The organism is Methanoculleus methanifontis, assembly GCF_030464365.1.
In the GTDB taxonomy this organism is placed as follows: domain Archaea; phylum Halobacteriota; class Methanomicrobia; order Methanomicrobiales; family Methanoculleaceae; genus Methanoculleus; species Methanoculleus methanifontis.
Genome location: NZ_VCYI01000009.1, coordinates 112125 through 124853 on the forward strand (window position 1 = coordinate 112125; position 12729 = coordinate 124853).

Annotated in this window: 9 protein-coding genes; 8 read left to right on the forward strand and 1 reads right to left on the reverse strand. The window is 57.5% G+C overall.

What is annotated here, in order from left to right; genetic code table 11:
- The first annotated feature begins 264 nt into the window (after nt 1-264).
- From FGW20_RS08200 to FGW20_RS08235, 8 genes are all read left to right on the forward strand, one after another.
- The gene (locus FGW20_RS08200) at nt 265-1764 is read left to right on the forward strand and encodes a type I restriction-modification system subunit M (protein ID WP_301677597.1); all 1500 of its coding nucleotides are present in this window, start codon (nt 265-267) and stop codon (nt 1762-1764) included.
- A 100-nt stretch (nt 1765-1864) separates the two neighbouring features.
- Nucleotides 1865-3400 carry a type I restriction-modification system subunit M gene (locus FGW20_RS08205; protein WP_301677598.1) on the forward strand — a complete coding sequence of 512 codons (1536 nt, stop codon included), beginning with the start codon at nt 1865-1867 and terminating at the stop codon, nt 3398-3400.
- Nucleotides 3354-4025, forward strand: a complete 672-nt coding sequence (locus FGW20_RS08210; protein WP_301677599.1) for a DUF4062 domain-containing protein — start codon at nt 3354-3356, stop codon at nt 4023-4025. The genes FGW20_RS08205 and FGW20_RS08210 overlap by 47 nt, the downstream gene beginning before the upstream one ends.
- A complete protein-coding gene (locus tag FGW20_RS08215; RefSeq protein ID WP_301677600.1) occupies nt 4022-5494 on the forward strand; it encodes a Fic family protein in 1473 nt (490 codons plus the stop codon). The genes FGW20_RS08210 and FGW20_RS08215 overlap by 4 nt, the downstream gene beginning before the upstream one ends.
- Nucleotides 5491-6720: a restriction endonuclease subunit S gene (locus FGW20_RS08220; RefSeq protein ID WP_301677601.1), complete on the forward strand. Its 1230-nt coding sequence runs from the start codon at nt 5491-5493 to the stop codon at nt 6718-6720. Before FGW20_RS08215 ends, FGW20_RS08220 begins: the two co-directional genes overlap by 4 nt.
- A gap of 666 nt (nt 6721-7386) precedes the next feature.
- On the forward strand, nt 7387-8799 hold the full coding sequence (locus tag FGW20_RS08225; protein WP_301677602.1) for an RNA-binding domain-containing protein: 1413 nt from the start codon (nt 7387-7389) through the stop codon (nt 8797-8799).
- Nucleotides 8796-11780, forward strand: coding sequence for a type I restriction endonuclease subunit R (locus tag FGW20_RS08230; RefSeq protein ID WP_301677603.1), 2985 nt, complete (start codon nt 8796-8798; stop codon nt 11778-11780). The genes FGW20_RS08225 and FGW20_RS08230 overlap by 4 nt, the downstream gene beginning before the upstream one ends.
- Before the next feature lie 102 nt (nt 11781-11882).
- Nucleotides 11883-12218: a hypothetical protein gene (locus tag FGW20_RS08235; protein WP_301677604.1), complete on the forward strand. Its 336-nt coding sequence runs from the start codon at nt 11883-11885 to the stop codon at nt 12216-12218.
- On the opposite strand, the gene FGW20_RS08240 is transcribed toward FGW20_RS08235, so the two are convergent.
- Nucleotides 12208-12573: a hypothetical protein gene (locus FGW20_RS08240; protein WP_301677605.1), complete on the reverse strand. Its 366-nt coding sequence runs from the start codon at nt 12571-12573 to the stop codon at nt 12208-12210. The genes FGW20_RS08235 and FGW20_RS08240 overlap by 11 nt on opposite strands.
- Nucleotides 12574-12729 lie beyond the last annotated feature (156 nt).

Here is a 12729-nt window from a genome sequence, read left to right on the forward strand (position 1 = left end):
GGGATGTCAGATCCTGACTAAAATCCCGGATTACAACTGCTCGATTTACCATCAACCATTAAACGAAAGAACCTCATATAAATTCAGAATTGGGAAAAATCAAGAGATACCCGAATATAGAAAATGGTAAGTTAATATAGTCCCGATCCAAAATTGATACTTAACACGTTGCAAAGACTGGAGAAGAAAGATTGGATCGAATCTGCAGAGAGATAGCCCACCTTCCCCCCGCAGTCCTTGCACAGCTCCTCTTGAGGTCAAACAATGGACACCACGACAACATCCCTTGCTCAACTAAAATCGCACCTCTGGGAAGCCGCCAATATCCTGCGTGGACCTGTCGACGCGGCCGACTTCAAGACATATATCTTCCCGCTGCTCTTCTTCAAACGGATCTCCGATGTCCATGACGAGGAGTATCGGGCAGCTCTCGCCGAATCCGGGGGCGATGAAGAGTATGCCCGGTTCCCGCAGAACTACCGGTTCCAGATCCCTCATGAGTGCCATTGGAACGATGTCCGCCAGGTGACGACAAACGTCGGGCAGGCCCTGCGGAAAGCAATGCGCTGCATTGAGACGGCGAATCCGGATACGCTCTACGGCATCTTCGGTGATGCGCAATGGACGAATAAAGATCGCCTCTCCGACGCTCTGCTCCGTGACCTCATCGAACATTTCTCCCGGATTAACCTCGGAAACGAGGCCGCCGAGGCCGATATCCTCGGCCAGTCCTACGAGTACCTCATCAAAAAGTTTGCCGACCTCACGAACAAGAAAGCAGGAGAATTCTACACCCCGCGGGCGGTGGTGCGGTTGATGGTCAACATTCTTGACCCGCACGAGGGCGAGGCGATCTACGACCCGGCCTGCGGGACAGGCGGCATGCTGCTCGAAGCCGTCCACCATGTGCGCGAGGCTCATGGCGACGACCGGACGCTCTGGGGCAAACTCTTCGGCCAGGAGAGGAACCTCACCACCTCGGCCATCGCCAGAATGAATCTCTTCTTGCATGGCGCGGAGGATTTTCAGATCGTACGTGACGATACCCTCCGCCGCCCGGCGTTCTTCTCGGGCGACAATCTCGCGACCTTCGATTGCGTTATCGCCAACCCCCCCTTTTCGCTTGAGAAATGGGGCGAGGAGGTCTGGGCAAGCGATCCTTTCGGCCGCAACTTCGCCGGAATGCCGCCGGCGAAAAGCGGCGACTACGCCTGGGTGCAGCACATGATCAGGTCGATGGCACCCAAGACCGGCCGTATGGCGGTTGTGCTGCCGCACGGAGTGCTCTTTCGCATGGGAAAAGAAGGTGCCATCCGCAAGAAGATTCTCGGCATGGACCTGCTCGAAGCGGTGATCGGCCTGGGTCCAAACCTCTTCTACGGCACCGGCCTCGCCGCCTGCATCCTCGTCTTCCGCCAGCGCAAAAGCGACGACCGGAAGAAGAAGGTGCTCATCATCGACGCTTCGAAGGAGTACAGAACCGGCCGCGCCCAGAACGAGTTGCTCCCCGAGCATGTCGACCGCATTTACGGGTGGTATCGGGATTTCGCGAACGTCGAGGGTGTTGCCCGGGTGGTGACGTTTGAGGAGATCGCGTCGAACGACTACAACCTGAATATCCCCCGTTACGTCGAGCCGAAGATCGAGGAGGAAGTGCCGACCGTCGAAGAGGCGCTGCAGCAACTCCGCGAGAGTGCGGAGGCGGCGTTTGCGGCGGAGGAGAGGCTTATCGCTATCCTGAAGCGGGAGGGCCTTCTCGCATGAGGATCAAGTGGGGACTAAGTGGGGACCAAGTTGAGGTGCTACGTGCCTGTATGGCAGGACCCATAGCCGAACTCATACTCCTTACCAGGAGGGAGACGCCGTGACCGCCCGCATCACGCAGCAGCAGCTCGAATCCTATCTCTGGGGAGCGGCGGTGCTCCTCCGGGGCACCATCGATGCCGGCGACTACAAGCAATTTATCATGCCGTTGCTCTTCTACAAGCGCCTCTCCGATGTCTACGACGAAGAGACAGAGACAGCACTTGCTGAGTCAGGCGGCGATGCCGATTTCGCCGCGTTCCCCGAGAACCACCGGTTCCAGATCCCGCCCGAAGCCCACTGGCGCGAGGTGCGAAAGGCTGCGCGGGACGTCGGACAGGTTCTCCAGGCCGGCATGCGGGCGATCGAGACCGCGAACCCGGATAAACTCTATGGGATCTTCGGCGATGCGCAGTGGACGAACAAGGACCGCCTCTCCGACGCCATGCTCCGCGACCTCATCGAGCACTTCTCCTCGCTCGATCTCACCATTGCGAACCTTCCCGAGGACGAACTCGGGAACGGCTACGAGTACCTCATCAAGAAGTTCGCCGACGACTCCGGCCATACCGCAGCCGAGTTCTACACCAACCGCACCGTCGTCCACCTCATGACCGAGCTGCTGGAGCCGCGGCCGGGCGAGACCATCTACGACCCGACCTGTGGCTCGGGGGGCATGCTCCTCTCCGCCATCGCCCACCTCCGCCGCCGGGGGCTGGAGTGGCGTAACGTCCGCCTTTACGGGCAGGAGCGCAACCTGATGACCTCCTCCATCGCCCGGATGAACTGCTTCCTCCACGGCATCGAGGATTTCCAGATCGTGCGTGGCGACACCCTCTCCGCACCCAAATTCGTGGAAGGCGACCGCCTGCAGCGGTTCGATGTGGTGCTGGCAAATCCGCCCTACTCCATCAAGCAGTGGGACAGGTCTGCCTTCGCCGCCGACCCCTGGGGACGGAACATCTTCGGCACGCCGCCGCAGGGCCGGGCCGACTACGCTTTCTGGCAGCACATCCTGGCGAGCATGGACGAAGAGACCGGCCGGTGTGCCATCCTCTTCCCCCACGGCGTCCTCTTCCGGCAGGAGGAGGCGGAGATGCGGCGGAAGTTGATCGAGGCCGACCTGATCGAGTGCGTGCTGGGCCTCGGGCCGAATCTCTTCTACAACTCGCCGATGGAGGCTTGCGTGGTCATCTGCCGGACGAGAAAGCCAGAAGAGCGGCGGGGCAGGATCCTCTTCGTCAATGCTGTTAACGAGGTTACCCGCGAGAGGGCGCAGAGTTTCCTCACCGACGAGCACATCGAGAGGATCGCCGGGCCGTACCGGGCGTTTTCGGACGAGCCGGGGTTTGCACACGTGGCGACGCTCCCGGAGATCCGGGCTCACGACGGGAACCTGAGCATCCCGCTCTACGTCGCACAGCCGGCAGGCATGGTCTGTGAAGAGCCGGCAGAGTATAGGGGAGCATCTCTTCCCGATGCGCTGTCAGCGTGGTTGGAGAGTTCACGCATTGCCCGAAAGGCCTTATACGTAATTCTCTCTACAGAATATGAGAAAGAGCCAGGCGTTCCGGGAGGAGAAGATGAGGGACAATAAGAAACTCACAGTAATGGTTTCTTCCACAGTCTATGGCATCGAAGAACTCCTTGATCGAATTTATACGCTTTTAACTGCATTCGGTTATGAGGTCTGGATGTCCCACAAGGGGACTGTTCCGGTTTTCTCTAACCGTTCCGCTTTTGAGAACTGTATAGCAGCGACAGAAAACTGCGATCTGTTTCTCGGGCTGATCACCCCCCACTATGGAAGTGGGAGGGATGGGGACGGACTATCCATTACGCATCAGGAATTGAAGAGAGCCGTCGCACTGAACAAACCGCGCTGGCTCCTTGTCCATGATCATGTGGTCTTTGCCAGACTATTGCTGAAACACCTTGGCTATGAAGGAAAGGCAGGCCGGGGAGGACTTTCTCTGGAGAAGAACTGGATCTTGAACGATCTTCGCGTCATCGATATGTACGAAGAAGCCATTCTTTCCGAGAAGCCTCTGCGGAAACGGCAGGGCAACTGGGTTCAGGAGTTCAGGTCCGGCGACGATGCGGCCCTCTTTGCGACTGCACAATTCTCACGTTACCAGGACGTTGAGGCGTTTGTTGAGGAAAATTTCCGGGATAGCGCCAGTGTCTCCAGGACAGTTCAGGGGAGGAGGGGCAGTTCATGAAGACCAGAGCCGTCATAGAATCGCTGTCGCTTGGAGAGAGACAAAGCGTCGAATTCATATCTGATTGTAGAGATCTTGAACTCGTCGGCCAGGCGGTTTGCGGCTTTCTGAACACTTCCGGCGGCTATATTGTCTGCGGCGTGGATGAGAGAGGTGAACTCACCGGTATCGATAGAGCCACCGAGTTGGCAAAGAGCCTTGAACAGGGACTCCAGCAAGGGCTTTCTCCCGGGGCACTGGTCTCTGTTCAGGTACAGGTGGTCGAGGGAAAGACACTGCTCGTTATCGAGGTGCCGGCCGGCAAGGATCTGCCGTACGCGTTTGAGAACACCATTTATCTCCGTGAAGGCCAGGCCACCCGGAAAGCGGATGTCGAAACCATCCGTGACATGGTGCTCCGCAAACAGGTGGAACCTGAGCGATGGGAGCGGCGTTTCTCTCCCGTGGATATGAACGAGGACCTGGATAGGGACGAGGTCCGTTCCGTGGTGATGGCAGTGAAGAGATCGGGGCGGTTCCGGTTTCGCAACGGCAGCGATCCGGTTATGGTTCTCGAAGATCTTGCCGTCTCCAGGTATGGCCGCCTGACCAACGGCGGCGATGTGCTCTTCGGAGCCAACCCTGCGATGCGCTACCCGCAAGTCCGCGTCCGCGCGGCCTGCTTCTCGACGGGGAGGGCAGATGATACTTACCGAGACATGAAATCCTTCGAGGGGCCGCTGGTGCCGGTTCTGGAAAGCGTATACGACTTTATTCAGAGGAACACTCCAACAATATCACGATTTGGAGAGAACAATCTTGAACGCCGGGATGAACCGCTCTATCCTCCGGCCGCTATCCGGGAAGGTCTGGTCAACGCCTTTGCCCACCGCGACTACAGTGACTTCTCCGGGGGGATTGCCGTCTATGTGTACTCAAACCGCCTGGAGATCTGGAACGCCGGCAGATTCCCCGAAGGGGTGACCCCCGATAGCCTCTTATCGGGACACATCTCGGTGCTCCGCAATCCTGACATCGCCCACGTGCTGTACCTGCGAGGACTGATGGAGAAGATGGGGCGCGGCAGCGTGATGATCCGGAAAGCCTGCGCCGAACGTGGCCTGCCTCTGCCGAGGTGGTCGGAGGATGACCGCGGCGTTACCCTGACATTCTTTGGCCCGGAAGTTACCACGGAAGTTACCACGGAAGTCACCACGGAAGTCACCACGGAAGTCACCACGGAAGTCACCACGGAAGTCACCACGGAAGTCATGCAGGTCATCGGGGTTCTTGATGGTGAGATGTCGCGCCGGGAGCTTCAGGAAGTTCTCGGCCTGAGGAACAGCGAGCACTTCAGGAAGGCCTATCTGCGGCCGGCCATCCAGGAAGGCCTGATTGAGATGACCATTCCGGACAGGCCTCTCAGCAGCAAGCAACGCTACCGCCTCACCGGGAAAGGGCGCTCCGTGCGTGAAGGAGGCCGCTCATGATCGGTGCCCGCCCGGCTCCCGGCGACCTCCGGCCAAATCCGGACTGGACGGGGCTTCCGATATTCGACCGGAGGGGGTGGAAACGGGTTCGGTTCGGCGATATCGTCGCGAATCTGAACGAGACCGAGCGGGACCCTGCGGGAGCAGGTATCGAGCGGTTTATCGGCCTTGAACACCTCGAACCCGGCTCGCTGCATATCCACACCTGGGGCAACGTGGCGGACGGCACCACCTTCACCCGCCGCTGCCGACCGGGGCAGGTGCTCTTCGGCAAGCGCCGGGCATACCAGCGAAAAGTTGCCGTGGCCGAGTTCGACGCAGTGGTCTCCGGCGACATTTACGTACTTGCGCCCAAGGATGAGCAACTGATACCGGAGCTTTTGCCGTTCGTCTGCCTCTCCGAGCGGTTCTTCCAGTATGCAGTCGAGACCTCAGCCGGCTCGCTCTCTCCCCGAACCAGTTGGAAGCACCTCGCGGAGTTCGAGTTCGGCCTCCCGCCGCTCGACCAGCAGCGGCGTATCGCGGAGGTGTTGTGGGCGGTGGATGAGACACACCAATTAACGATACGACTGCAAAACGATCTCTTTACTGCGAAAAACGCATATTTTGACGAGGAACTGAAGATAGATACCACAGACAAACCCGATAATCTAAAGAATCTTGGTTCTGCATTGGCAGGCATTGTGGCTGGGAAAAGCCCGAGATCATCAAGCAATCCCGTATCAAACGACGGCTTTGGAGTTCTAAAGGTGAGCGCAGTGGGCGATGGGGTTTATCGCGAGGATGAAAACAAATCATTACTCGATAGAGCGGACTTCATCCCTTCACTGGAAGTTAAACAAGGAATGATCCTTGTAACACGGTGCAATGCAAACCTCTCAGGGATTGGTCGCGCATGTCTTGTTGAAAAGACACGAACCGGGTTGATGTTGTGTGACAAGACACTCCAACTCGTTCCAGACGAAACTATCATTGACAAAGAATTTCTCCTCCAGGGATTACACAGTAAGCCATATCGGCAGTTCATCGAGCGTTCAGCAAATGGAACCGATGCAAAGAATATCTCACAAGCAACCCTTTGCTCTGCACCATTCTGGATCCCAAGTACAACAAAGCAACAGGAGGTTAAGAAACGAATTAAACAGTTCACGATCGCAATCGACACGATACAGCAGCGAGTAGCTCACCTTTCTGCGTTCCAATCCACGATCATAAATGAAATATAGGGATGAATCTCACCAGATCAAACATTGACGAGTAGATATTCATAGGCCCCATCACCCAGCAGTGACCAGATGAGTTATCATCTTGCGCTAGAACCGCCTCTCCGTGAGGTCATCCTAAAACGCCTTTGCCAGGAGAGGGACACCCCTCCCAGATCCTCCCCCCGCGTGGTGACACCTAATGGAAAGCCGTTTCACCATCTTAACCTACAATATGGTTCAGACGACATATTCTATGAATATAAGTGTCCAAATCTGGGCACACCAGGTGTTCATGGATCTTTTTGGGACGATCTCACATGGTCACTTATTATGTGGTGAATCCGTCATAAGCAGTCAAATGGATATAAAATTAAATAGTAACTGTAATCCATTGTAACGTGCAATAAACGTTTGAATGAGGCCGCGGGCAAAAAAGATCAGCAATCCAATCTCCTCTGGTTGCGGCGTAGTTATTTTTGAGACGCGCGTTCAGGCTACGTTTGCCGCACAGATAGCAGCCAGCGTATTTGCTCCACGTCTGCCCGCGCGCCCACTCAATATACTCGTACTTCATGGGAACTCTAGGCCGGGCTCGCATGAACATACTGCCGAACGGGAAGCCAGAGGAGGGTTATTCTGTGATTGACCTGATAGGCGGGGTAATACAACCCACAGCGAGGCACCCCCATGATCCCTGATACCCTCCAGGTTCTGCTCGCTGCCGGCGAAGACAGCCGCCGCCAGTTCAAGCGCGACGTCAACAATGCCGATGCCCTTGCTGCGGAGATGGCGGCGTTTGCCAACGCCGATGGAGGCACGCTCTTTCTCGGCGTGGCTGATGACGGTTCCGTACCCGGTCTGTCACGCATGGATGTGAGCCGGATCAACCAGCTCATCAGCAACGCAGCCTCTCAGCACGTGAAGAGCCCGCTGACGGTGCAGACCGAGAATGTTCAGGTGGATGAAGATCGCGTTGTTATCGTACTCACCGTTCCGAAGGGACAGGATAAGCCATACTTCGATAGGAACGGTGTGATCTGGTTCAAAAACGGGGCCGACAAACGGCGGGTGAACTCCAGGGAGGAACTCCGCCGCCTCTTCCAGAGCGTCGATATCTTCCATGCCGACGAGCTGCCGACCAGAGCAGGCATCGACAAACTGGACAGGCTGCGCTTCCGGGACTTTCTGCGGGACACCTACAACCAGCCCTACCCGGATTCGCCTGAAGAACTGCTAACGCTCCTGCAGAACATGAATCTTGCCGCGGATAACGGGATGCTGAATCTGGCCGGGGTGCTCCTCTTTGCTGAGAAGCCCGAGTGGATCAAACCCCAGTTCATCATCAAGGCCATCCGCTATCCCGGCAATGCCATCCACGTAAGCGAATACCTCGACACCGAGGATTTTTCCGGGACATTTCCTGAGCTCTTCGAGGGCGCCATGGCCTTTATCATGCGTAACCTGCGGAAGATCCAGGCTGGTAAAGGGGTAAATGCCCCGGGGGTTCCGGAGATCCCGCCGGTTGTCTTTGAGGAACTCCTGGTCAATGCTCTGGTGCACCGGGACTATCTGGTCAGTGCACCTATCCGGCTTTTCGTCTTCGATAACCGCATCGAGATCATCAGCCCCGGCCATCTCCCGAACAACCTGACGGTGGAAAAGATCCGGGCCGGCAACTCGAATATCAGGAACCCGATCCTGGCATCCTACGTCGCAAAGGGGCTGTTGCCGTACCGCGGCCTCGGCTCCGGCATCAAACGTGCTCTCGAAGACTGGGCCGAGATCGACTTTGCCGACGACCGGGACGGCTGCCTCTTCACCGTCACAGTTCACCGAAAGGAGGAGAAAGGTTCGGAGAAAAGTTCGGAGAAAAGTTCGGAGAAAAGTTCGGAGAAAAGTTCGGAGAAAAGTTCGGAGAAAAGTTCGGAGAAAATCCTTGAACTCCTGAAGGCCGAACCCGACCTGGCGGCAAGAGTAGTCGCAGAAAGGCTTGAGATCACACAAAGGGCGGTCGAAAAACAGATCGCCAACCTGCGCAGGGAGGGGCGGCTTCGCCGCGTCGGCCCGGCCCGCGGCGGGCACTGGGAGGTGCTGGAATGACCTTCACCGAAGCGAGCACCGTCGAGCAGATGATCCTCAATGCCGTCACCCGAAAGCGAGCGAGCGAGCGGCCGGTCGTCCGGGAACCTCTTCCCGGCCGGGCCGCGTCCCTCGGCGGCGACCTCCGCCCGGCCCGCTGGGACTACCTGCCCCCCGTCCAGATCCCGCGCCGGTCCGGCGACGTGATGGTGGAGTCGTGGCTCCGGGACGCGCTCATCCGATTGAACCCCGAGATCGCTGCCGAGCCCGACCGGGCCGACGAGGTCATCTACAACCTCCGCGCCATCCTCCTCGCCGTGCAGGCCGACGGCCTCGTGCGGGCGAACGAGAACTTCATGGCCTGGCTCCGGGGCGAGAAGACCATGCCCTTCGGGAAGAACGGCGAGCACGTCCCGGTGCGGCTCGTCGACGCCGATAACCCGGGCAGCAACCACCTCGTCGTCACCAACCAGTGGACCTACCAGATCGGCCCGGTAGAGAAGCGGTTCGACGTCGTCTTCGTCGTCAACGGACTGCCGCTGGTCATCGGCGAGGCAAAGACTCCCACCCGGAGCGCCGTGACCTGGTTTGACGGTGCGTACCAGATCAACGAGATCTACGAAAAGCAGGTGCCGGCCATGTTCGTCCCCAACGTCTTCTCCTTCGCCACCGAGGGCAGGGTCTACCGTTACGGCTCGCTCAGAATGCCGATCGACCTGTGGGGGCCGTGGCGGACGGAGGAGAACGAACCGGAGGGAACGCTTGCCGATGTGCGCCGGGCGGTCGAGAGCATGCTCCAGCCGGAGATTGTGCTCGACCTTCTGCAGTACTTCACCCTCTTTGCCACCGACAAGAGGCACCGGAGGATCAAGATCGTCGCCCGGTACCAGCAGTTCATCACCGCCAACCAGATCGTCGAACGGGTCGTCAAAGGCTACCCGAAGAAAGGGCTCATCTGGCACTTCCAGGGTAGCGGCAAATCACTGCTCATGGTCTTTGCCGCGCAGAAACTCCGCCTGCACCAGATACTCGGCAACCCCACGGTGATGATCGTCGTCGACCGCATCGACCTCGACACCCAGATCACCGCCACCTTCAACGCCGCGGACGTGCCGAACATGGTCGGCGTCGCCACACGGCAGGAACTGCAGACCCTCCTCGCACAGGACGTCCGGAAAGTGCTCATCACCACCATCCACAAGTTCGCCGAGGCCGACGGAAGGCTGAACGAACGCTCCAACATCATCGTGATGGTCGATGAGGCGCACCGCACCCAGGAGGGGGATCTCGGCCGCAAGATGCGCGAGGCGCTGCCGAACGCGTTCCTCTTCGGGCTCACCGGGACGCCCATCAACCGGGCCGACCGCAACACGTTCTGGGCATTCGGCGCCGATGAAGACGAGAAGGGCTACATGAGCCGTTACTCGTTCCAGGAGTCCATCCGCGACCGCGCCACCCTGCCGCTGCACTTCGAGGCCCCGGAGGTGAAGTTACAGGTCGATAAGGCGGCGATCGACGAAGCCTACCAGGAGATCACCGGCTCCTTGAGCGAGCAAGACCGCGACGACCTCGCCAAACGGGCAGCGAAGATGGCAGTGCTCGTGAAGAACCCCGAACGTGTCCGTGCCGTGGTGAACCACATCGTCAGGCACTACCAGACCAAGGTGGAACCGAACGGTTTCAAGGCGCAGGTGGTGACCTTCGACCGCGAGTGCTGCGTGCTCTACAAACAGGTGATGGACGAGTTGATCGATCCTGAAGCAAGCGCCATCGTGATGATCAGCCAGTCCGGTGATCCGTCCGAATGGAAAGTCCATGCCCGCGACAAGGACGCCGAAGAGAAACTGCTCGACCGCTTCCGCGATCCGGCGGACCCGCTCAAGTTCATCATCGTCACCAGCAAGTTGTTGACCGGTTTCGATGCGCCGATCCTGCAGGCGATGTATCTCGACAAACCGATGAAGGACCATAACCTCCTGCAGGCCATCTGCCGGACAAACCGCACCTTCGGCCAGAAGAAGACTCACGGCCTCATCGTGGACTACATCGGCATCTTCGACGACGTGGCCCGTGCACTCGACTTCGACGAGAAAGCCGTGCAGCAGGTCATCACAAACATCGACGAACTGCGAAAAGCGTTGCCCATCCAGGTGCAGAAGTGCCTCACCTTCTTCCGGGGAGCAGATCGGACAAAAGGAGGCTACGAGGGGCTTATGGAAGCGCAGCAATGCCTGCCCGACAATGAGGTCCGCGACAGGTTTGCGGCTGATTACTCCGTGCTCGGCATCATCTGGGAGGCACTGTCCCCCGACCCCATGCTTGGGCTGTACGAGAAGGACTTCAGGTGGCTCACGCAGGTCTACGAATCCGTCAGACCCCCGAGCGGCCACGGCAGACTGCTCTGGCACGCCCTCGGCGCGAAGACCGTCGAGTTGATCAACCAGAACGTCCACGTGCAGTCGGTGCGGGACGATGTCGAGACGCTGGTGCTGGATGCGCAGGTGCTCGACGAGATCCTGAGCGACGCCGAGCCGGAGAAGCGAGCCCGCGAGATCGAGATCAAACTCATCGCCCGGCTGCGCAGGCATGTGGCAAATCCGACGTTCATCGCACTGGGCGAGCGACTGGAAAAGGTCAGGGAACGCCACGAGCAGGGCTTCCTCACCAGCCTGGAGTTCCTCAAAGCCATCCTCGAGGTGGCGAGAGACGTCGTCGAGGCCGAGCGGGAGACCGATCCGGAGGAAGAACGCGACAGGGCTAAAGAAGCGCTCACCGAGCTCTTCAACGAGGCAAAGAACAAAGGCACCCATATCATCGTCGAGCGAATCGTGACCGACATCGACGAGATCGTGAAGAAAGTGCGTTTCCCCGACTGGCAGCATACCTCGCAGGGCGAACGGCTGGTACAGAAGGAACTCCGGCGCACCCTCCTCAAGTACAAACTCCATACCGACCAGGAACTCTTCGACCGGGCTTACGCTTACATCCGGCAGTATTACTAGCGACCATGTCAATCCTCAAGTGTCGGTTGGAGGACAAATCAAGGAGCGCTCCAGATGGAGAAATTATATTGAGTAAGGAGGGATTTCATGGGGAGAGCACGCTTGAAGTGGTCAATTTACTACGCTGAACGAGAGGGCTCTAAAGTACGGGCTAAGCGCTCGGCAAACAAGCGAGGCGAAGGCATGATGACACCAGAGAGAATCAAAGCACAGATACTGCCACACTTGGGCGCATGGGGGATACAATCGCCGATTGTGATCAAGACATATTATTCTGCCAAACCGTCTGGCTTAGCTACCACGATGCGTGGTGGAAAACCGGTATTTACACCAGCAAGTCCAAAAAAAGATACAGAGGAATTTTCATTCTACATCGACGAGGATCAGACAATTTTTGAGATCGGCAATGAAATGGAGATCCAGCAAATCAATAGTTGAACACTTTCTTTTCAACCATTTTAGTTAGATCCTCAAAACCCTCGTGCGTTGCTTTTAGTCCTGCAACATAGTTTCCGTCGTCAAGGGATGTGCCAGCACTGCCGATGGCATTCCGTGCTTTTCGGAAGATTGGATCTTGATAACGCTCGAATAACTCCTCTAAGTCTTTGCACACGTTTTCAGATACCTGTTTCAGTACAACCCGCGCAAGAGTCATCTGGTCAGGGTTCTGGTTTTCCCGTTCCAATAGTCTTACGTGTCCATAGAGATCTTGGAGGAGGAGAATTTTCCCAATTACCCGTTGAGTTCCAATATTGAGCAGTTGTCTATGCTGTTCGCCCTCAAGTGGTTCCATGCACCCTGTTTTTCCAGCACTGGAATAAAGGGTAGCGTAACGAAAGTTCTGTAAAATTGAATTGGCCCTGGATCCAACCTAGATTTGGACAAAGGAGAAACAGGGCCATGGATCCCTTAGCGTTAATCGAAGATTATCTTTCCGATCAGGAGAACG